The sequence below is a fragment of the Paenalicyclobacillus ferrooxydans genome, assembly GCF_001399675.1.
Taxonomy (GTDB): Bacteria; Bacillota; Bacilli; order Alicyclobacillales; family Alicyclobacillaceae; genus Alicyclobacillus_B; species Alicyclobacillus_B ferrooxydans.
This window is the reverse complement of record NZ_LJCO01000091.1, coordinates 50,051-72,581: the sequence shown is the minus strand read 5'-3', so window position 1 is coordinate 72,581 and position 22,531 is coordinate 50,051. Positions and strand designations below refer to the sequence as shown.

The window sequence follows — 22,531 nt, the reverse complement described above, 5'->3', positions numbered from 1 at the left end:
ACGCCGCCAGCGTTCGTCCTGAGCCAGGATCAAACTCTCAAAGTTGAGAAGTTTGCTCTCTTCGTTGCCGAAGATGCTCACTTCGAATCTGTACGTTTCACTCTCTGCGTGTGTTTAGTTTTCAAGGTACCAACTTCTCTTCGCTAATCCGGTTCACACTCACGTTCTTTCAAACTTAAGTTGGACTCGAATCAACTTGTTTCTTCACCACCGCTCTTAAAGCGGTGAGAAACAGATTACCACGAGCCGTCACGCGATGGCAAGGGCAATTTTTTCCGGTTCGACAAGTGATGGAAGCGCTTTAGCGGATACGATTTATCGGATCCACTATGTGCCTAAGGCGTACGCCCCAGCACATGACTTACACTTGTGAAGAATCACCTGTTTTTCCGGTCTTCATGCAAGCAATTTATAAACTTGCTGGTGGGCCTAAGAGGACTTGAACCTCTGACCTCACGATTATCAGTCGTGCGCTCTAGCCAGCTGAGCTATAGGCCCTCGATATGGCGGAGCTGACGGGATTCGAACCCGCGGTCTCCTGCGTGACAGGCAGGCATGTTAGGCCTCTACACCACAGCTCCATTGAATATTGATGGGTCATGAAGGAATCGAACCTTCAACCTGCCGATTAAGAGTCGGATGCTCTGCCAATTGAGCTAATGACCCATACTTGGTGACCTTACGGGGATTCGAACCCCGATTACCGCCGTGAGAGGGCGGCGTCCTAACCATTAGACGATAAGGCCGTGGCTGCCGAACTAGGACTCGAACCTAGACTAACTGAGTCAGAGTCAGTCGTGCTACCATTACACCATTCGGCAATCATGAACAGCATCCATACATTACATGAATGTTAGCCGTTCATATATTTGAATCTGGTGACCCCAAGGGGATTCGAACCCCTGTTACCGCCGTGAAAGGGCGGTGTCTTAACCGCTTGACCATGGGGCCATTTTTCATTTGCGCTTAGTGGCGCGAGAAGTAGAGTAACACGGAACCTATCGTTTGATCAAGCCCCAATCAAACAGTCGAAATGTTTCTCCAAAATAGATAAGATACCCGGTTCAGAAAGACGTAGGACTAGTCCTGTCTCCTCGCCCTGACTTTGAACTGTTTCCCCAGGGTTTCGTCGTCACTTGTCGCGGTCTCCAATCACCTGGTATATCGCCATTCCTGCCTTGCACCGCATGCATTTACGCCTGATCATTTCGCCTGTTCCGAATCATTTAGCCCGTATTGTATATTTCAACAGAATGCGCTTTCTTCTTGGAGAACCGCGCATTACAATTGGTGGAAACAGGCCCTATGCAACAAATCAATCACCTTACTCCCTGCGTAAAGGAGTGCTTTGATTGAATCGTCAGCCATTGCCCATTCGCGTGCTCGCAAGTCTCCCAGACAACATGACATTTGAAGTCTCATGGAATCGAGACAAAGTCGCTTTTTTCAGCAATCGAACAGGACGGATTGAACTCTACGTGCTCTATTTAGCATCTCGGGAGGTTGTACAGCTCACGGACGGCGAAGCCCCAACTTGCGTGATGGCTGGGTTTTTCAAGCAATGAAAATACGAACAACCTGCGCAATTCGGACGGTTATCTCGTTGACAAGAATGGCTCTGCTGCGCGAAAGGTCTTCAGCACCTCGAGCGACTCGCGGGATAGTTTTGGCGCATGGCATCCGTCCGGGGAGCAGATGCTCGTCTCATCAGACGTCAGCGGTGTATCTCGAGCCGGGATCCTTACCATTGAAACAGGAGCGGTTCAGTGGCTTGGTGCAGAGGGCGTCGAAGAACACCCCGGTCGATTCAGTGACAGCGGGGACTGGTTATTTACGGTTCAGAACGTGGATGCCACGCTTAAACCTGTCCTGTATCAGACTAAATCCGGTGACGCACGTACTCTGAAATTGCCGGCCGGTCTGGCACAGGTCTTAGCCTTTGTTGAAAATGACGCCAAACTCATCATCAATCTGACAGCATCAAATCGACGCGCGGAACTCATTCTCTACGATCTCGCGTCCGACACTTACGAGATCCTTCTCCCTGCTGACTACGGCTCCATCGACCCCTCTCTCTTTGTCGAAGCACGACACATCCGTTACCCGTCGGCAGATGGGAGTATGGTCCCAGCCATTCTCTGGCTTCCGCATGACATTCAACCAGGTGACAAGTTGCCTGCCCTTTTATACATCCACGGCGGTCCGACTTCGCAGTGGTTTCAGGCCTTCGATTCTTTTGCACAGTTGCTCGTCAGCCGCGGCTTTGCTGTCTTAATGCCAAATCCCAGAGACTCCACAGGCTACGGCGTGACCGGGCGAGACGCCTGCATCAAGGACTGGGGCGGCAAGGACCTGGATGAGGTCGCCGCCGGGGCAGAATACTTGGCCGAGCTAGATTTCATTGACAAAGAGCGGATGTCCATCTACGGCGTATCGTACGGTGGTTACATGACGTACATCGCGGCGACCAAGCGACCGGAACTCTTCGAAGCGGCTATCGCATATGTCGGTATCACGGATCAGCACAAGCTGTACGAGGAAGACATGCCGCATTTTCAATATTACTTACGGCAACAAATGGGCGATCCGGTATCCGACCACGACCTCTGGCGCGACCGCAGATGGCAGACTTTCTCGAGAGACGGTTGCAGGGGACAGAAAATACGCTACAGGTCTCCTGAAGCAATCCTGAAACACCTGTGGGAGGTCTCTGAAGTCAGGGGCCGCCCACAGGTTCTTTACTGCCTTTCCGGCATGCACGGAGGTTTTGGGCGAACCGGATGGTACACGGGCTGCCACATGGCATCCTGCACGGCCTGAATGATGTCCTCATGTTCCATGCCCGCGGCCCCATCACGGGCAGCAGCCTTGGCAACTTCCACTGCAACGGTAGCCGAGACAGCCCGCAAGTCCTCAATGGATGGTAAGAGCGATGCACCTCGCTTCGTAACGTCTACCATGTTCGCCACGGCATACGCCGCCGCCTCCAGCATTCCATCGGTGACACGGTCAGCTTTTGCAACGATGGTGCCTAAGCCGATACCCGGGAAAACAAAGGCGTTATTCGCCTGACCAATCACGTACTTGACGCCCTTGTAGCAAACAGGTTCAAACGGGCTGCCCGCGGCTACGAGAGCTCTTCCATCTGTCCATGCAATGATGTCAGCGGGTCTGGCTTCCGACGAAGACGTGGGATTGGACATCGGCAAAATCACAGGTCGTTCTACGTGTTCAGCCATCTCCCGTACAATTTTCTCTGTAAACGCACCAGCCACAGTCGACGTACCAATCAAAATCGTCGGATGAACTTCACGGATAACGTCAAGCAATCCGATAGAGTCGCCTGCACCGGTTCGTTTCCACTCTGCGGCTTCTGCTGCATCACGCGTAAACGGCTTTTGAAAGTCACGAAGCCCTTCCGTCTTCTCCATTAACAATCCAGGCCGATCAACCAGCCAAAACCGACGATTCGCCTCATTCAGGGACATACCCTGCCGAGCGAGTGCATCTCTGATCTGCTCCGCGATCCCGATCCCTGCCGATCCCGCCCCGAAAATCACAATCCGATGATCTCTTAAGGGAATCCGCGATGCACGGACCGCCGCAAGAACCACAGCCAGAGACACAGCACCAGTCCCTTGAATGTCATCATTGAAGGTCCGAACCTCGTGCCGGTATTTGTCCAGAATCGGGCGAGCGTTAGGGATTGCAAAATCTTCCCAGTGGAGAAGCGCATTTGGGAACATTCTCGAGGCGGTTTTAACATATGCATCAATGAACGCATCGTACCGCTCACCGCGAACGCGCGAGTGGCGGTTGCCGATGTAGAGCGGGTCATTTAATAAACGTTCATTGTTGGTGCCTGCATCGAGTACGACAGGAATCACCCGATTCGGCTCGATTCCTGCAGCGGCGATGTACACAGCGAGCTTGCCATTGGAGATCTCAATGCCGCCAACGCCCCAATCGCCGATACCGAGGATCCGCTCCCCGTCAGTGGCGACAATCAGATCGATATCGTCCGAATCTGCCTCGAAGTTGTGAAAGGCTTCTTCGATGCCATCGGGATCATCAATGGAAAGATAGACGCCCCGCGAACGCTGGTACTCATGGCTGTATCGTTGAATGGCCGTGCCGACAGTCGGTGTATAAATGATTGGCACCATTTCTGAGAGGTGCTCCGTTATCAAGCGATAAAACAAAACTTCATTGCGGTCACGCAGGGCCATGAGGTACACATGCTTGAACAAGTCATTTTGTTGCGCTGAGTACTGCTCGTATGCTCGCCTGGCCTGCTCGTCAATCGTCAGTACCTTCGGGGGTAATAGTCCTTTGAGTCCGAGTGCTTGTCGCTCCTCAAGGGTAAACGCGGTGCCTTTATTCACCAATGGTGACTTTAACAGCTCCGCCCCCCGCAAACTGGTCTCTACTTCTCCGCTCCCAGAAACACACCATCTGCGCATTACGAAGTCTCCTTCCACTCACAATGTCCCCGGTACTAGACGAGCAGATACCCTCAGTAGCTGCAGGTCATCCCCTGAGCTGAGCCGCTTCGCAGAAACAATTGAAGTGTACTTGGTGTCGAGTCCACATTAACACCAAACCGTATGCGTGGATCCGAATCTCATGCGTCGAATTCAACAACTTCGTGTCAGAAGGACTCGAGCTTTTATTCGCGAAGTTCTACTAGGTTAAGGTCTAGAGTTAAGGTTTACAGTTAGGTTTACAGTTAGGTTTACAGTTAGGATTCAGAGTTAAGATTATAGGTACGTTCAGAGTAAAGGAGGATTTCACACCATGGAGGCACCGAAGGCGAAGAAAATTCCTCATACCCTGGAGATCCACGGGGACGTCCGTCAGGACGAATACTACTGGCTCAACAACAAGATGAACCCCGAGGTCATCGCGTATTTGGAGGCAGAAAATCAGTATTACGAGGAAACCATGAAAGCGCTTGAACCCCTGTCAAACCGTCTCTTCGAGAAAATGGTAGACCGGATCCCGGAAGCAGAAACAAAAGTCCCTGTTCAGTCAGGTTCGTATTTCTACTACACCCGACTTGAAAAAGACCTGCAGTACCCTGTCTACGCAAGAAAAAAGACGTCAAAGAGGGCGGAACTGGACAGTGTCGCTGAAGAAATCGTGCTGGACCTCAATGCGCTGGCAGAAGACGGCGGGTATCTAAGTGTCACTGTTCAACGCGTGAGCCCGGACGGCACTCGTCTGGCATACCTTGAGAACCGTGATGGAACGGATCGCTACACCGCGTACATAAAGGACCTGACGACCGGGGAGTTGCTTGCGGACCGGATCGACAATGTGTTTATCGGCGGTAGTCTGGAGTGGGACGCCACGGGGAGTCACCTGTTTTACGTGACTGTGGACGACACACAGCGGCCTTATCAGTTGTGGCGGCATGCCGTTGGGGAGACGGGCGATGACGTTCTCCTTTACGAGGAGACGGACATCACCTATACTCTCGGGCTTGCTAAGTCCCGAAGTGGCAAATACCTCTTCGCCCAGTCTGAAAATAAGGAAACGAGCGAAGTTCGCTATCTCAATGCCGAAGAACCAATGGGATCGTTTCAATTGTTTGATGCACGTCGAGTCGGGGTCCAATACGAAGTCGAACACCACGGCAACGCGTTCTTGATCCTGACCAACGAAGGGGCGTCCAATTTTACGCTCCTCCATTGCCCCACCGACGACACCAGCGTCAGTGCAAGGCAAGAAGTCTTCCCATACGACAGTAACCGTTATCTGCAGGGTCTGTATCCGTTTCAAGATGCTGTACTGCTGTCCGGACGCGAAGGGGGCCTTACCGAGGTCTGGGTGTACCGGAACGGCCATCTCAAAAAGCTGGTCTGGGAGGAACCGTTGTACACGGTCTCCATTGGCGAAAACCGGAGCTACACGACGACTGAGGTTCTCATTCAATATGAATCTACATTGACGCCGAAGACGACTTTCGGGGTTAACTTGTTGACAGAGGAACAGACCTGTTTGCAGGTCTCACCCGTCCCTGGTGCGTACGACGTCAGTCAATACCGTCAGGAGCGTTTGTGGGCAACAGCGAGAGATGGCGTGAAGGTACCACTGTTCACTGTCTACCGCGTTGGCAGTCTCGACAATGGTCCGGCACCGCTCGTTCTTTATGGATACGGATCATACGGGGCCAACAGTGATCCTCACTTCGATCCGATGCGTCTGCCCCTTCTTGACGCGGGCGTGGTTATGGTGACGGCGCAAGTCCGTGGCGGATCGGAAATGGGACATAGTTGGTACGAAGATGGCAAGTTCCTCAACAAGAGAAATACCTTTACAGATTTCGTTGCAGCGGCGGAAGACCTGATTGCAAGGGGCTATACCACGTCGTCAAAACTCGCCGCCCAAGGCGGGAGTGCCGGCGGCCTGTTGATGGGTGCCGTAGCAAACCTTGCCGGAGACTTGTTTCAAGTCATGATGCCAGCCGTACCTTTTGTGGACGTGGTGACAACGATGCTGGATGAGTCCATCCCGCTCACCACCCTCGAATGGGATGAGTGGGGCAATCCGAACGACCCGACGTATTACGCCTACATGAAGTCGTACAGCCCGTACGACAACGTCGAGGCAAAGGCATATCCGCACATGCTGGTCACTACAGGGTTGAACGATCCTCGCGTAGGTTACTTCGAGCCTGCCAAGTGGGTCGCTCGTTTACGTGCGATGAAGACGGACACGAACACCTTGCTGCTGAAGACCAACATGGGCGCAGGACACTTCGGTGCGTCGGGTCGTGTGAACCGGATCAAAGAGCTGGCAACGCAACTGTCCTTCATGCTCGACAAAATCGGCATAACGGAAGATGACCTGAAATAATCGTCCACTCGTGCACAACCAGGGGGCCTCTGGGTCCCCTGGTTGTCTGTGAGTAATCTATGGTCGCAACTTGTAAAAAAATGTGGGTTGATAGAAGTGTATGTCGTTAGTATAATTCGACATAAATAACAAAAATCCAGTCCGAATCGCAAGAGCGGGGGATTCTTTTCTGGGGTGAATCGCGGCATATCGCTGCGTAGGGAAATCCTTCAACCGAACCCGACAACTAACCTCGTAGGACGCTGAAGGAGTTATCAGCTTGAACAAGAAAAGTCTTATTTCTCTGTGTGCTGGTGCAATCAGTGCTAGCGCTGCTATTCTCATGACTCCCTCTTCTGCGTTAGCTAGTACCACAGTAAATCCATCCACTTTCAGTCAAAAAGCTATTATCTATAATCAGCAAGTAGTGAACAAACCTTACGGTTTTGTACAGGACAATACGACATACCTACCAATCTGGTACCTCATGCAAGCCCTCGATCAACTAAACATTCACAGCACCTGGCAAAACGGTACGTGGAGCTTAACGACTTCAAGTGCTCCAAACCTGACGAATGTCCAGGCAGGAAACGGCTCAAACTCTATCACCATCAATGGATCACTCGTGCAGAAGATAGATGACCTTGTTGCAACGGACCCTTCATCAGGCACCTCGACTACATACATGCCGGCCTGGTACGTCATGCAGGTCTTAAATCGTTTAAACATCCACTCCGATTGGACCGGCACCGTCTGGCAGTTTTACACCGGCAACACAGCTCCCGCTATAGGCAACCTGGACGTTCAATTAAACGCGCGTCCACCTGTTCAACGCTCCGTAAACATAACCTCTCTCGGCCAGGAAATCGTCAATTACGCCAAGCAGTTGATTGGAACACCATACGTATGGGGTGGAACAACACCAAATGGATTTGATTGCTCTGGCTTTGTCCAGTACGTATTCAACCACTGCGGCGTATCTCTGCCGCGAACTTCAGAAGCACAAGCTCAGGTTGGTTCTATGATCAACAAGCCCAGCCTTCAGGCTGGCGATCTTGTGTTCTTCAACACCGACGGCTCGGCGTTCTCACACGTTGGCATCTATGTTGGAAACGGCGAGTTCATCTCGTCAACGACATCCAGAGGTGTTCAAATCCGGAGCTTGAGCGACCCATACTACTGGGGCTCGCGCTTTGACAGAGCAACGAACCCCGGCTTGTAAAAACCAGGGTTTATCCGACAACTAAGTTCGTCGTAATCTAGAGCCCCAATCTACAGCCCCAATCTACAGCTCACGTATGAATAAGTGGAGCTGAGGATGGGGCTCTGTTGGTTGCGGCTCTGGTGGGTGGGGGCCACAGAGGAACTCAGTTCCGCTAAATCCGACCCGTCACGCACACATCGCCCCTACAGAGGAACTCAGTTCCGCTAAATCCGGCCGTCACGCACACATCGCCCGTACAGAGGAACTCAGTTCCGCTAAATCCGAGCCGTCACGTACCCCTCGCACCCACAGAGGAACTCAGTTCCGCTAAATCCAGCCCGTCTAGCATACCCCGCCCCCACAGAGGAACTCAGTTCCGCTAAATCCAGCCCGTCTAGCATACCCCGCCCCCACAGAGGAACTCAGTTCCGCTAAATCCAGCCGGCGCGCACACCTCAGCCACCGCGCTCATCTCGCAATTAACATAAGAAAGCCCGCACGTTGTGCGGGCTCTCCGAATCTTATTGTCCGTCCAAGCAGTTAGGTTTGATAACCAGGTACTCCAGGTCGGTTCATTGACCGGGTACTCCAGGTAGATTCGACAGCCAGACAGCCAGTTACGCGCTGTTGCATTAGTCGCCAATCGAAGGATTGACATCCACCTTTGCGGATACACGGTTTTGCACAGCCTGTACATCTGAGGTGCGCAACCCGCTTCGAATGCCCCAAGCGTAGAACACCAGCGACCCAACAGCGACAACAATCATGTCTACACCATACGGCAACACACCGATGCCGCCAAACTTGGTACTACCGAAGTACGACGCAGCCATCATAAACACCAGGTACACAACCAGCCAAAGGCCTGACTTCACGTGGCGACCAAAGTCCTTCCAGCCGTCCTTAGCCTGGTAATAGAGGAAGATTGGCAAGCCAACAACCATCACAAACAGGACTTGTCCCGTAAGCGGCCACTTAGCCCAGTACAAAATCAGCGATGCGAGCATAAATGCTGCGGGAGCAATCCATTTCATACCTTTGACACGCAGTGCACTGTCGAGCGATCCCGCTGTTTTACGCAACGACACAGCCGCAACTGGACCTGTGACGTAGGAAATCAGTGTAGCTACCGAGATCACCCCTGCAAGGGTTCCCCAACCGCGGAACAAGACCAGGAACACGTACGCAATTGCGAGGTTCAGCCACATCGCACGACGCGGAACCTTGTAAAACGGGTGTATCGTACCAAAAATCTTCGGGAACCAACCGTTCTCTGTCATGCCGAATACCATTCGGGATGTTGTCGCAGTATAAGTAATGCCTGTACCCGATGGTGAGATAAACGCGTCTGCAAACAAGACTATCGCCAGCCAATTCAGGCCGAGTGCCATTGCAAGATCCGCAAACGGCGACTTCAAGCTGATCCCGCTCCAACCGCCGGAAAGCATGCTTGGCTTCACGGCACCAATGAAGCCAGTTTGCAGAAGGAGGTAAATGACGCCGGAAATCAAAATTGATCCAACGACCGCACGCGGCACAGTGCGACTCGGGTTCTTTGCCTCACCCGCAAAGTTCACCGGGCTCTGGAAACCGTTGAAAGCGAAGATAATTCCGGAGGTTGCAATGGCAGTCAGAACGCTTGACCAGCCATTCGGTACAAATCCTCCCGTGCGCGTGAAGTTGCTGGAGTGAAATCCTGCCACGATTAAACCAATCGCTGTTACAGCTGGAATAATCAACTTAAAAATAGTGATAAAGGAGTTTACACGAGAAAACAGTTGCACGGTCCAATAGTTCAGCAAGAAATACACTAGCACGAGAACTGCGGACCCTGCGATACCAACCGGTGTTAAGGTTGATCCGTTGTAAATCACATGCGCCCAGCTGACAGGCCACGAACTCATATATTGCATCGAAGCTTCCGCTTCAATCGGAATAACTGAGACGATTGCTACCCAGTTCGCCCACCCGGCGATAAAGCCGGCTAATGAGCCATGGGAATACTGCGCGTAGCGGACTGCACCGCCTGACTCCGGAAAAGTTCCGCCGAGTTCCGCATAGACAAGACCAATCAACATGATGGCACACATACCAATGACCCATGCAACAAGTGCAGCGGGTCCGGCAACTTTCGCTGCTTTCCAGGCTCCAAACAGCCAACCCGAACCAATAATAGACCCGACGCCGGTCATTGTTAACCCAAAGGTGCCCATTTTGCGCTGAAGTTCTTTCACCGACATCTCTCCTTCGTTTGGAGTCTATGTTTTCTATGAACGTTCTTGGAGACACAAGTCGTATTATAGCGTAGGAACTCGAACCTGTTCCAGCGGTAAGGAGTGGCAAGCGCTTTACATGGGGCTGTTAAGTCAAGAAAACGACACAATGTCCAATCATCGTCGCATTACACCGCTGACTTATAAACCATATAAAAAACGGCACCCCCAAAGGATGCCGTGTACCGGTGACCTGCTCGTTCGTTTCCTGTAGTTACGTTGCCCCTTGTGCGTTCCGGACGCCCGGTTTGCCGGTTTGCCGGTTTGCCGGTTTGCCGGTTTGCCGGTTTGCCGGTTTGCCGGTTTGCCGGTTTGCCGGGTGCCGGGTGCATCAGCGTGCATCAGCGTGCATCAGGTGCCTGAAGCAGAATGATTACAATCCGAATGAAGTCGTGTGTAACACGACGTTCGGATTCTTCTCAACCACCCACCGTGTGGCGAACTCGTTCGGGAACAACATCACCAGATGATCGTCTTGGTCTCTGACCACAAGGTTCGAGTAGCGGTCGTAATTCAACTTATCGAGATCGTCCGACGTTTCAATCCAACGTGCAATTGAGTATGGCAAGTACGTTAACTCGACTTCCGCCCCGTACTCCGCCTTCATCCGATATTGGAAGACCTCAAACTGGAGTTGCCCGACGGCGCCAAGGACCATGTCTTCCGTGCGGTTTACTTGGCGATAGACTTGAATTGCGCCTTCTTCAGCCAACTGCTCAAGACCTTTATGAAACTGTTTGTATTTCAACGTGTTTTTCACATACACGCGAGCAAAGTGCTCCGGAGAAAACTGCGGCAGCTTCTCAAAGTTGAACCGTCCCGTCTCGCATAACGTATCACCGATCCTGAAACTGCCTGGATCGAAGATCCCGATGATATCTCCCGGGAAGGCCTCGTCGATGATCTCCCGCCCCTGACCAAAGAACTGCTGAGGCTGGGCCAAACTGATTTTTTTGCCGGTCCGGACATGGGTCACGTTCATCCCGCGCTCAAATTTCCCTGAGCACATCCGAATGAAGGCTACTCTGTCACGGTGTGCCGGATTCATATTGGCCTGGATTTTAAAGACGAACCCTGAGAATGCATCGTCCGTTGGCTCAACCAACCCCTCGTCCGTCTTGCGAGGACCAGGAGGCGGAGCGAGTTCGATAAACTGGTTCAGGAAAGTCTCCACTCCAAAATTGGCGATCGCGCTACCAAAGAACACGGGTGTCAACTTGCCCTGGGCGACCAGTTCCGCATCGAACGGATCGCCGGCGATATCGAGCAGCATGACTTCCTCCTGCAACTTATCATGCAGTTCGTCACCAAGCTCGGCGCGCAATTGTTCGCTTTCGATATCATCCGCTTGGATGCTCTTCATTTCTTCGCCGCGGCCTGTGAAGCGTTCGAAGCGGTTGTCGGATCGGTTGTAGATACCGAGAAAACCTTGGCCCATTCCAATCGGCCAGTTCATCGGACAAGATCGAATCCCGAGAACTTCCTCAATCTCCTCCAACAAGGCCAAGGGCTCTTTGCCTTCTCGGTCTAACTTGTTGATGAAAGTGAAGATGGGGATTCCACGCATCGCACAGACCTCAAACAATTTGATGGTCTGAGGCTCAACACCTTTGGCAGCGTCAATCAGCATGACTGCGCTGTCAGCGGCTGTCAGCGTGCGGTAGGTATCTTCACTGAAATCCTCATGTCCAGGGGTATCGAGAATATTGATTCGACGATTTTTATAAGAAAACTGGAGGACCGTCGAGGTGACCGAGATCCCTCTCTGTTTCTCAATCTCCATCCAGTCAGATGTCGCGTGCCGTCGAGCTTTTTTACCTTTGACAGCCCCCGCTTCGCGGATGGCGCCGCCGAACAATAACAGTTTTTCCGTTAAGGTTGTCTTACCGGCGTCAGGATGAGAAATAATAGCGAACGTTCGCCGCGGTTCATGTCCCACGCCTTCCCGTAGTCCGTATTCCTTGCTTGGTTCATTCAACAACGCATGCCACTCCTGTACGATCTGATGACGTCACAACAATGAGTGTACCACGTTTGAGCAACCGGCAACGAGGCTGTCGCAATTTTGGGCTCATTCTCCTATCTCTGGTGAGGCAGAGATGGCCCGCAGCACTTGCCTCGTTGCAAAAATCGGATTGCATCGCGATCTGGTACACCTCACCCTACGTCAGAAAATCGGTCATCGGTACCGGATTCGTGGATCAATAATACCGTACAGGATATCAGCAAGCAGGTTTCCGAGGACGGTCACGATTCCCAGAAACACTGTAACGGCCATGATAATTGGATAATCCAGGTTTGTAATGGAGTTCCAATACAACAGTCCCATACCAGGGTAGTTAAAGATCTCTTCGACGAACAACGCACCTGCCACCATTCCCGGCAGTGATAGGCCAAGCATGGTAACCAGCGGCAACACGGAGTTTCTCAGTGCGTGCACAAAAACGACCCGAAATTCTTTAGCCCCTTTCATACGTGCCGTACGCACGTAATCTTGGAGTAAGGCCTCCCGCATTGATGATCGCATGTATCGTGCCCAACCAGCCACAGAGATGAGAAACAGTGAAGCTACCGGCAAGATCAGATGGTGCAGCCAATCTAAAAATCCTGGGTGCGGGTCGTTTACGTTAATAATTTGCCCCGATGGAAACCACCGAATATCGATGGCAAAGAAAATGACGAGCAAAAGACCCAGCCAAAACGACGGCATCGAGTACAGAAAATAGTTGATGACGGTAACAACCTGATCGAACACCGTGTCCTGAAAGTAGGCTTGAACGGAACCAAGGAACACCGCAAAAAGGTGTGCTGCGAGAACGGCCACTACAACAATCGCCAAGGTATGCGGCAATGCCTGAAGAATCATTTGTACGACAGGTTTGTTGTAAACATACGAGTAACCGAAATTTCCTACCAGGATATGTCCCAGCCAAATGAAGTACTGTTCCCAAACCGGTTTATTCAGTCCGAGTGATCGTGACAGGGCTGCTGCACGCTCAGCTGTGTAATGGTGGCCAAGCAGGACGCGAACGGGGTTCCCTGGTACAATGTGGATCAGTATAAAACTGATGATGGTCACCCCAAGCAGCGTAGGAATGGCCTCGAGAATGCGCCGAATAACATATTTCAGCATGCCGTGACCCTCCTTCGGTCGGTGGTGCGTGCAGATGTGGATTCACAAGTATTACCTCTCGCGCGTTTCCAACGCATCCCGAAGACCATCCCCAACAAGGTTAATCGATACTTGTGATAGTAGAATGCAGAGTCCTGCAGGATAGACCAGCCACCATGCGTTCTGAAACATGTAATTCATCCCGTCTGCAAGCATACCGCCCCAGTTCGGTGCCGGGGGTGGCAAACCGAGACCAAGAAAACTCAGACCAGCCATGGCAAGAATGGAATCCGCGATGCCAAGTGTGGATGCCACAACGACGGTTCCGAGGAAGTTCGGCAACATATACCGGGCCATGACCCGCCAGATGTTCGCTCCAAGGGCGTTTGCTGCCTCAACGTACAGCATGTTTTTAATACTGAGCACCTCAGCCCTGACGAGTCGACTCACGCCAAGCCAGGCTGTCGAGGCTAGAACGAAAATCATCAGAAGGAGATTCGGTTTAAACACTGCGTTCAAAAACAAGAGGATGAAGATACTTGGAATCGCAAGGATGATGTCCACAATGCGCATCATAACCGTATCAGTCCATCCTCCGGCGATCCCAGCTACCATCCCATAGATGGTGCCGAAAATCATCGACACGAGTGCTGACGCAAAGCCCACTTCAAGTGATGACTGGCCGCCAACCATTAACTGAGACAAAACATTATGTCCGAGACTGTCTGTCCCCATCGGGAACTTAGCAGTTGGTCCGGACACGGTATTCAACACGTGAGGCAATGTCGCGCTATGGCGATAAATGAGCGGCCCCACAAAAGAGAACAAGACAAGCGCTGCCAGCAGTACAACCCCAAGCTTGGTTGTTCTCGCCCTCCAGAATCGTTTCATGAATCCGGGACGTATGTCTGTCTGACCCTCTATGTGCATCTCTTCCATGAACGAAGGGTTGATAATCATGGTATCTCCTTTCATTCGGGGCGCATGGTGTCTACGCCCCGAATGCCGTCAGATGATATCGAAACGGAGGATTTTGTTTTGCTCTTAGTTTGACGAGACCCACCAGTACTGCATTTGGGGGAATGCCGTTGCTGGGTCGGAGTATTTGTTAACGTCATGTACAGTTGGCGCTGTCACAGATAAACCGGCAACGTTGAGACCCCACAGGAACGGCAATACCTTGGCTGTGTAATCTTCATAGGCAAAGAAGTGCTGCATGGTCTGCTGTTGAGTTGCGTACGGAACGTGTGTGGCCTGGATGAGGGAGTCCTCCTTCGGATCGGAGAAACCCGTACCGGAAGGTGCATTCGATGCAAACAATTGTCCACCTGTCGGATAGAATCCTGGACCGTTGTAATCCCATCCTGTGCCCGTTGCAAGACCCCAACTGGTGTCTTTCGGGTTGCTCGTCACACTGATAAACGTGCTGAATGGCACGCCTTTCAGAGTCACGTCAACACCCTCTTGGGCCCAGTCCTGTTTCATCAGCTCAGCCGCATCAGTAGAACTGGTGCTGCCTGTGGCGTACATCATAGTGAACTGCAGCTTCTGGTTTCCTTTGGTCATCACACCGTTGACTTCTTTCCAACCATGGGATTCGAGAAGTTGCTTGCCTTTATTGATATTGAATGGATATGGATTCTGAAGATTTGGATCCAAAAACTGCGTCTTCGGCACGGGTGGAATTGGGCCAAACAGTGGGACAGCGTATCCTTTATAGATATCTTGCGCCGCCGACTGGTTATCGAGGCCCATCTGCAATGCCTGTCGAACGTATAACTGGTCAAAAATGCTCTTCGTTGGCGAGCCCGGCCACATATTCATCTCTGTCCAGAAAATCCCGAAAGGATATCCTGGTGTAATTTTGTCCCCCTGGGATGTCAATGATCCTTTTTCACCGAGCTGAGACTGATCGAGATATCCAACATTCAGGGATCCCGATTTCAGCGCGGCAAGTTCTGAAGCAGTTGAGCCTTCATAGGTAAATACAATCTGATTCACAACACTCTTATGACCAGCGTAACTTGGATTCGGCTTGATCACCCAAGATTGGGATGATGTTGCACTGACGGGTTCAAAAGGTCCGTCGACCACTTTATCAAACATAAGGTTTGTCGCGTTGGCACCGAGGTATTTAATTTCACTCGTAATGTTTGATTTAACATCCCAAGCGTGCGCGGGCATCGGTGTGAGCTGAATGATACCGTTGTAGATGAACCACTGTTGGTTGGCTGGCTTTTTCAGCGTAATAGTGACCTCAGTCGGGCTGGTTGGCACAACGCTCTGAATGCCGTTCGGGATGTCACCTGTTCCTGCGCCGACAAACGGCCACGGCGAAGGTGCATTCTGTGCGGAAGCCGCTTTAATGACGTTCCAGGTAAATAACACGTCTTTCGATGTGACTGGCTGTCCATCTGACCACTTCCATTTGGGATTAAGGAAGACGTGATAGACCGTGCCAGCCTTGTTATACGTGATCTTGTTTGCAATCGAAGACTGCCAGTTGATGGTGTAGTCGTTGTTGACCCAGATGAGCGGCTTATACAGCTGGTCGACAATCTGTGAATTGTAGACGCTGTCAGATGCGGCGTTCATCAAGGGCAAGAACCAGTTGAGATTCGTCTGCGGAGGCAACGCAAGGTTGATGGTACCTCCTGGTGTCGGCGCTTGAGAGCTCTGGTTACCGGTCGAGTTGCTCGTTGTGTTGCTTGAGGTGTTTCCTGTGCTGTTGTTGGCAGGGGCTGCCGAACCACAGCCTGCCACTAGCATCGTTGTGCCTGCAGCCATTGCTATCGCAGTTAGTGCTGATTTTTTTAACTTCATGACATTAACCCCCTCCTTTTTCCCTTGAATTCAGTTTAAATAACAAGCAAATTCAGTGAAACATTGATGTGCCAGTATCCCATGTTTGAACGCTGTTGCTGCGAGGTATCAAATGGGTCTGCGATGCCTTGCAGCATTTGTGACAGCCTGACTAGGGACATCCCCCCTTTCACCGCTCCTGTAAGGCAGAGACGGTATCACTGAGGTCATGCCGCTTATCTCCTGCCGAGCGGCAACGAGTTCGTCTCTACATCGACATCCTCCGCGAAGTGACACGCTACGAAATGCTCGCGTCGAAGCTCCCGCCACTCTGGCACCTGCTGACGACATACGTCTTTAGCGATGGGACACCTTGTGTGAAAGACGCATCCAGACGGCGGATTGACAGGGCTTGGAATATCACCTGACAGGATGATCCGTTCGCGTTTGACTCTCGGATTTGGGATGGGTACCGCGGACAGCAATGCCCGTGTATAGGGATGGAGCGGCCGGAAAAACAGGTCATCAGATGAAGCAAGTTCCGCCATCTTTCCGAGATACATGACAAGTACTCGGTTACTGATGTGTTTGACGACCGACAAGTCGTGTGCGACAAAGATGTAAGTCAGTCCGAAATCGGCCTGAAGGTCTTCGAGCAGATTGATGACCTGTGATTGAACCGAGACATCCAAAGCGGCAACAGGCTCGTCGAGAATAATTAACTTGGGATTCAACACTAACGCCCTGGCAATACCGATCCGCTGCCGCTGCCCGCCGGAAAACTCGTGTGGAAACCGACTAGCGTAACTCGGATCGAGTCCGACACGTTCCAGAATCGACTGGACCCGTTGTTTGCGTGAAGCATGGTTGTACAATTGATGGATTTCCATCGGTTCCATCAGCGTTTGAGAAATAGTGTAGCGAGGATTCAGCGAAGCGTAGGGATCTTGGAAAACGATTTGCATTTCTTTCCGCATGTCCCGCATCGCCGATTTACGGAGCTTAAGGATGTCAGTACCATGGAAGGTGACACGACCGCTTGTCGGCTCTATGAGTCGCAGAATACTCCGACCGAGCGTCGACTTTCCGCATCCTGATTCACCCACGATCCCGAGAGTCTCCCCTTCGTAGACCTTGAGTGAAATACCGTCGACAGCCCTGACAGAGCCTGTGCTGCGCTCCAGAAAACCGCCTCCGGACGGGAAGTATTTCTTGAGTTCTTCAACTTCCAGTAAGACTGAAGCCATTGCCTACGCCTCCCCCTCAACGCTTAACCAGCAACGTGACTGATGCCCGTTCTCGACCTCAAACAGGTCAGGATGCTGTTCTACACACTGCTTCATCACATGGGGACAACGAGGTGCAAATCGACAACCTTTCGGCATTCGCGCAATGGATGGGACATTTCCCTCAATCGGCTGCAGCCGTTCTTTTGATGTGGCGTCAAATTTTGGAATCGCATTCATAAGCCCGACGGTATAAGGGTGCTTCGCGTTGAAGAAAACCTCATCAACCGATCCCTGCTCCACAATTTCGCCAGCATACATGACAGCGACACGGTTGCACATCTCAGCCACCACACCGAGATCGTGCGTAATCAGCAAGAGCGATGTGCCGAAGTCTCGAGTAATCCCTTTCATCAGCTCGAGTATCTGAGCTTGGATGGTGACGTCGAGGGCAGTCGTGGGCTCATCAGCGATCAAAAGCCTAGGGTTGCATGCCATAGCGATTGCAATCATCACACGTTGCCGCATCCCGCCGGACAATTGATGCGGGTATTGATGCATAATTTGCTCTGGCCGTGAAATACCGACTTTTTTCAACATCTCGAGAGACTGCGAAAAAGCCTGCCTCGGACTGATATTCTGATGCAGCAACAGCGTCTCTGAAATTTGGCTTCCAATCTTATAGACCGGATTGAGTGAAGTCATTGGCTCCTGAAAAATCATACTGATCTCGTTACCGCGAATGTCTTGCATATCTTTATCCCGAACCGTCAACAATTCGCGTTCACGAACGTTTCTCGCCGAAACCTCTTCTGGGCCTGATGACGGTACAGGATTCCGTTGTGCAGGGTCTGGCCCTGAAAACAAGACTTTGCCATTCACACGCGCCGTTTTTGATAGCAGGCGAGTTATCGCAAGAGAAGTCACGCTCTTTCCACAACCAGACTCCCCTACCAAACCGAGCGTTTCTCCTTGTTCAATGGTTAGTGAAACGTTGGTTACAGCTGGAAGGTAGCGACCATTTACTTGGAACTCCACAGATAAGGACTGTACATCGAGTACGCTCGCCAACCTTCGAACCCCCTCTCCCTCTAGCCATGATGTTTACTGCAATTTTCATCCATACCAATTGGTGTGGAACGGGGCTCTACGTTTTCTGAGTTACTCCATAAACAAAACTCAAAGAAAGGTCCATAAATTCCTACAACAACTAACTTAACAAATAGATTGGTGATCATTCAAATTTTTAAGCAAATTCTAATCTATCCCGAGAATGTAAACAATAGCTTGGTGATAAAGTCTCTGAAAAAACCATGAGTGTTGGTTTTGCACGTGTAAACACTATTAAACTTCGTGAAGCGCGCGACATGCGAAGCGACATGCGAAGCGACATGCGAAGCGACATGCGAAGCGACAAAGAGGGCTGCCGTCGGCAGCCCTGTATGGTTGGAGTTTGGAGTTTAGAAGCCTAAGTTAGGACTTGTTAGTTTGCGACGGTGTGGAGCCACTTTTGCCGCCAAACAGTTTGGCGTGCTTCTGTGCGGCTGCTCAGCCTTGGAGTGATACGGTTTGAGACACAGATCCAGCGCGTGGACCAGAGAATTTTACAGTGACCTGCGTTCCCTTCTCACCACGTACCACCCACTCGGCATAGGCACGCTGGTTCTTCGGCGGCGTCCAACTACTCTGGCTCCCATAACCAGACAAGTGTCCAATCGGAGTCGGTGATTCACCTGCCACAACCTCGACATCACCTTCGACGAAAGCACGGATCCCTTCAAGCAGCAGACTCTTCCCTTTGTCAGTGCTTGACGTCGGGAGGAAGCCGGCGTTGCTGACTTCTGCCACAATCCGATACAATCCTTCTCCCTCTTCGACGACAGAAATCGACGGAATAAAGAGTTTCGCCGTAGATAGACCAAGCTTGGTCAGGAACGCACCTACGTTGCGACACTCTTCTTCAATCATGTGGTGTGGCGGGTTTTGCAGGACAAACTTCGGATCGAGCCCGCCAATTTCAACCGTACCGAAGTCAGGGTGCTCAAACACGGTCCAGGGGAAGACGCCCTTCGCCCCAACTTCCTTGTCAGCCCAAGCGTAGATCTTGCGCTCATCTTCGGTATCTTGCTCCGGCGTCAATTCCATCATCCGGCGCATGCCGATTTCGCCGTACCCGTGTGCCCCCGCGCGCTTGCTCAAGTCCCAGATCTCCAGTGTAAAGCTGAGCACGCCAAAGTGATCGTACATCCAGTCATCGGCAGCCCCTGGCATCAGGATTTTCTCGTGTCCAGTCGCGAAGATTTTGTAGTTCGATCCGGTGTGGTAACCACTCGCTTTCGCCCCCATCTCCGCGACGCGGGTAAACAAATTGCGATCGGTTGGCGACAAAATGGTATCATCACCCGTCGACGGCTGGCGCAGAATCACGCCACCTGTTGTATGGAGTGCCACGTAGGCTGCAATGTTCGGATGTGCAAGGATAAACTCGGCCAGGCTCCGAAGCTCCGGTTCTGACAGTGGGAACGGTCCTGCTCCCGGTTGGCCTGATTCGCCAGCCCATCGGATCGGAAAATTCCGGTTAAAGTCCATCCCCGTACGTCTCGCATCTCGAGCTTTCGCGTACGCTGGCAGGGATCCGGTTTGAGACAGCCGGTCAATGCGGCCCTCTGGAAACACGTGGTAATAGGTGCCGCCGATTTCGCCTGGTCGGCGAGGCCTCATCACACGCGGGTCCACGTCGTCGATGACAAATCCTCCATCCTCCGCAGGAACCCTCATCTGCAGAATATGGCCGTCACCATTGACATCGTCTTGGATGAAACCTTCAGGTGCTTCGGAATACGGGTATGTGTGCGGGCTGGAGCGAAAACGCGCCGGCGTTGTCATGTACAGCTCGGCACCGTCAACAGCGATCCGCGGTACCACGTACGCCGTGTGCGCATCGAGCAGTTCAGTGGCTTCCGGGTCTTTTCCGTAGCTGCTCAGACACCAGTCCATCCAGTACATAGCGACCGCATTGCCGGAGACCTCCCCTGCGTGGATGTTTGCATCGACAAATACGGCAGACTTCCCAGACGGATCACCCGTCTTTCGGTTCGTCAGGGTTACACCAGCGATATCACGCCCTTGCCTGCTCTTGCCGATTACCTCAACCTGAACGAAGTCAGGGTACTGCTCTTCAAGCCTATGTAACTCGTCCCACATTTCTTGATAGGTGTAGTATTTTGCGGTCATCGTCTAGCATAGCCTCCCATTTCATCCTGGCTTTCTGAGCTCTTCACTCTGAGCTTCTTCACTCTGAGCTTCTTCACTCTGAGCTCTTCACTCTGAGCTCTTCACTCTGAGCTCTTCACTCTGAGCTCTTCACTCTGAGCTGTTTGTTTGCCACTGTTGTCTCTATTTTCTGTACGCGCGGGAGACCGCGCGTTCCTTACTTCTGTTGCCCTTATATTTGTTCTCCTATATACGAAAATCCCCTGCTTATAGCTTAGGAGGCGCTCATGATTCGATGACGATCTCCCCATCGAAATCACCCTTCCTATCTGGCTGGCCAAACTATAGGTCTGTTTGGCACGAGCCAGCCTACCTGAGCTTACCCCTCCACGTCGTGCAGTATAAAGCCCAGAACTTCCCCTATCTGCTGATTTCTATGTCGAGACGTGCAAAGAGAGGAAAAAAGGTGTGTTATCCGACGAAAATGGAGTGAATGGGTAGTGGCATCCGGATACAAAGGAAAATTTGTCCTCTGTTGGCCCAAGGGCAGGTTCAAAATCAGCAACAAGGGAAGGAAAGTTCGCTGTTGGGGTATGGGGTCGCGGGGTCACGGGGGTCATAGCCAAAAAAGGTGGGGAGCCGCCAAAAGGGGCGGCTCCCAAAACCTTATTGCGGGTTCGTCGTCCAGAGCCCAGCCTGGTTGATGAATGCCCGCGGGTGGAGTGACAACATGCCATGTACCAGTTCCGCGACATCCTCCGGCTGCAACATCCTGTCTTCATCACCGATCTTCAGGCCGACATTGGCAGCGAGCTCCGTGTTCACGGTGCTCAGGGTGAGCGCGGTCACACGAATGTTGAATTTTCGTGCTTCCTGCATCAACGACTCAGTGAAGCCTTGGACGGCGAATTTCGATGCGGAGTACGCAGACGTTGTGGCTGAACCGCGCAATCCGGCCGTCGAGCTCACATTGATGATCGCTCCTTTTTTTCGCTCCATCATGTCTGGTAGAACTGCTCTTGTCACGTAATAGGTACCAAACAGGTTCACCCGGACAATGCGCTCCCACTCTTCAGGATCCATCTCCATCACCGATCCAAACGCGGCGATCCCTGCGTTGTTAATCAGGATATCGACAGGGCCGAGTTCCTGCTTGAGTTTCGCTACGGCTGCTTCGACATCGGATCGACTGGATACGTCCGCCGTCGCATAGGCGGTACGTACGTCATGAGATCCTGAAATCTCTGATTGGACTGCCTTTAAGTCACCCTCCGTGCGGGCGAGCAGACCGACGTGCACACCCTCCGCCGCCAGTCGCTTTGCAACTGCCTTGCCGATACCTTTACCTGCTCCTGTAATCAGAGCCACTTGACCTTGTAGACTCATGTTGTGATCACCTCAGATGAATTTGGGTTTTCCTTCATGCACAACTATCGGGGCCCAGTACGGTACACTTTAACCCGTACCGTTAACAGGGCCCCACTTCACACTGACCTCTAACCCCTGACTACCCATGGAAAATCATGCGGCTTAGTCGCTGTGACCGACTTAACTTAACAAAATCACGCAGCTTAGTCGCTACGACCGACTTATTCGCCACGTGGCACATGATGTTCGGTGCGTTTAGTCGGTTTCACCGACTAAACTCCGAAAAATCCGCACGCTAAGTCGGCGTAACCGACCTAACTCAACAAAATCACGCGGCTTAGTCGCTACGACCGACTTATTCGCCACGTGGCGCCATGTGTTCGGTGCGTTTAGTCGGTTTCACCGACTAAACTCCGAAAAACACGCACGCTAAGTCGGCGTAACCGACTTAATTCCACAAAATCACACGGCTTAGTCGCTGCCGCCGACTTAT

The 22,531-nt window shown here is 52.0% G+C and carries 15 protein-coding genes, 6 tRNA genes and 1 riboswitch; of the genes, 4 read left to right on the top strand and 17 right to left on the bottom strand.

Annotated elements, in window-relative coordinates; all coding sequences use genetic code 11:
* Positions 1-421: 421 nt before the first annotated feature.
* The 6 genes from AN477_RS20630 to AN477_RS20605 all read right to left on the bottom strand — a co-directional run bounded on the left by AN477_RS20630 (position 422) and on the right by AN477_RS20605 (position 951).
* A tRNA-Ile gene (locus AN477_RS20630) sits at positions 422-498 on the bottom strand.
* 6 nt (positions 499-504) lie between these two features.
* Positions 505-581 (bottom strand) — tRNA-Asp (locus AN477_RS20625).
* Between the two features lie 12 nt (positions 582-593).
* Positions 594-666: transfer RNA gene (locus AN477_RS20620), tRNA-Lys, on the bottom strand.
* Positions 667-671: 5 nt separating this feature from the next.
* Positions 672-746 (bottom strand) — tRNA-Glu (locus tag AN477_RS20615).
* 1 nt (position 747) lies between these two features.
* Positions 748-821 (bottom strand) — tRNA-Gln (locus tag AN477_RS20610).
* 55 nt (positions 822-876) lie between these two features.
* Positions 877-951, bottom strand: a tRNA-Glu gene (locus AN477_RS20605).
* Between the two features lie 401 nt (positions 952-1,352).
* Here AN477_RS20605 and AN477_RS20600 point away from each other — a divergent pair.
* Together AN477_RS20600 and AN477_RS20595 are read left to right on the top strand one after the other, a co-directional pair.
* Positions 1,353-1,565 carry a TolB-like translocation protein gene (locus AN477_RS20600; protein ID WP_054971068.1) on the top strand — a complete coding sequence of 71 codons (213 nt, stop codon included), beginning with the start codon at positions 1,353-1,355 and terminating at the stop codon, positions 1,563-1,565.
* A gap of 130 nt (positions 1,566-1,695) precedes the next feature.
* A complete protein-coding gene (locus AN477_RS20595) occupies positions 1,696-2,820 on the top strand; it encodes an alpha/beta hydrolase family protein (protein WP_054971067.1) in 1,125 nt (374 codons plus the stop codon).
* Here the strand turns inward: AN477_RS20595 and AN477_RS20590 are convergent.
* Entirely contained in the window at positions 2,739-4,463 is a 1,725-nt protein-coding gene (locus AN477_RS20590; RefSeq protein ID WP_054971066.1) for an NAD-dependent malic enzyme, read from the bottom strand. The genes AN477_RS20595 and AN477_RS20590 overlap by 82 nt on opposite strands.
* A 334-nt stretch (positions 4,464-4,797) precedes the next feature.
* On the opposite strand from AN477_RS20590, the gene AN477_RS20585 reads away from it, so the two are divergent.
* Both AN477_RS20585 and AN477_RS20580 read left to right on the top strand, forming a co-directional pair.
* Positions 4,798-6,861 carry a S9 family peptidase gene (locus tag AN477_RS20585; protein WP_054971065.1) on the top strand — a complete coding sequence of 688 codons (2,064 nt, stop codon included), beginning with the start codon at positions 4,798-4,800 and terminating at the stop codon, positions 6,859-6,861.
* A gap of 129 nt (positions 6,862-6,990) precedes the next feature.
* Positions 6,991-7,117, top strand: a riboswitch (cyclic di-AMP (ydaO/yuaA leader).
* Between the two features lie 3 nt (positions 7,118-7,120).
* The gene (locus AN477_RS20580; RefSeq protein WP_054971064.1) at positions 7,121-8,062 is read left to right on the top strand and encodes an NlpC/P60 family protein; all 942 of its coding nucleotides are present in this window, start codon (positions 7,121-7,123) and stop codon (positions 8,060-8,062) included.
* A gap of 257 nt (positions 8,063-8,319) precedes the next feature.
* On the opposite strand, the gene AN477_RS25740 is transcribed toward AN477_RS20580, so the two are convergent.
* The 10 genes from AN477_RS25740 to AN477_RS20530 form a co-directional block, all read right to left on the bottom strand.
* Positions 8,320-8,445 carry a hypothetical protein gene (locus AN477_RS25740; RefSeq protein ID WP_281176395.1) on the bottom strand — a complete coding sequence of 42 codons (126 nt, stop codon included), beginning with the start codon at positions 8,443-8,445 and terminating at the stop codon, positions 8,320-8,322.
* 231 nt (positions 8,446-8,676) lie between these two features.
* Positions 8,677-10,278 carry an APC family permease gene (locus AN477_RS20575; protein WP_054971063.1) on the bottom strand — a complete coding sequence of 534 codons (1,602 nt, stop codon included), beginning with the start codon at positions 10,276-10,278 and terminating at the stop codon, positions 8,677-8,679.
* Between the two features lie 412 nt (positions 10,279-10,690).
* Complete coding sequence (locus tag AN477_RS20565; protein ID WP_054971074.1) at positions 10,691-12,295, bottom strand: peptide chain release factor 3; 1,605 nt, start codon at positions 12,293-12,295, stop codon at positions 10,691-10,693.
* A gap of 201 nt (positions 12,296-12,496) precedes the next feature.
* Positions 12,497-13,450, bottom strand: a complete 954-nt coding sequence (locus tag AN477_RS20560) for an ABC transporter permease (protein WP_054971061.1) — start codon at positions 13,448-13,450, stop codon at positions 12,497-12,499.
* Positions 13,451-13,501: 51 nt separating this feature from the next.
* Entirely contained in the window at positions 13,502-14,389 is an 888-nt protein-coding gene (locus tag AN477_RS20555; protein ID WP_157062097.1) for an ABC transporter permease, read from the bottom strand.
* Positions 14,390-14,473: 84 nt separating this feature from the next.
* Complete coding sequence (locus AN477_RS20550) at positions 14,474-16,252, bottom strand: peptide ABC transporter substrate-binding protein (RefSeq protein WP_054971059.1); 1,779 nt, start codon at positions 16,250-16,252, stop codon at positions 14,474-14,476.
* Between the two features lie 215 nt (positions 16,253-16,467).
* The gene (locus tag AN477_RS20545) at positions 16,468-17,478 is read right to left on the bottom strand and encodes an ABC transporter ATP-binding protein (protein WP_054971058.1); all 1,011 of its coding nucleotides are present in this window, start codon (positions 17,476-17,478) and stop codon (positions 16,468-16,470) included.
* Between the two features lie 3 nt (positions 17,479-17,481).
* Positions 17,482-18,528, bottom strand: coding sequence for an ABC transporter ATP-binding protein (locus AN477_RS20540; RefSeq protein WP_054971057.1), 1,047 nt, complete (start codon positions 18,526-18,528; stop codon positions 17,482-17,484).
* A gap of 477 nt (positions 18,529-19,005) precedes the next feature.
* On the bottom strand, positions 19,006-20,691 hold the full coding sequence (locus AN477_RS20535) for a M14 family metallopeptidase (protein ID WP_054971056.1): 1,686 nt from the start codon (positions 20,689-20,691) through the stop codon (positions 19,006-19,008).
* A gap of 645 nt (positions 20,692-21,336) precedes the next feature.
* On the bottom strand, positions 21,337-22,056 hold the full coding sequence (locus AN477_RS20530) for a 3-ketoacyl-ACP reductase (RefSeq protein ID WP_054971055.1): 720 nt from the start codon (positions 22,054-22,056) through the stop codon (positions 21,337-21,339).
* Between the last annotated feature and the right edge of the window lie 475 nt (positions 22,057-22,531).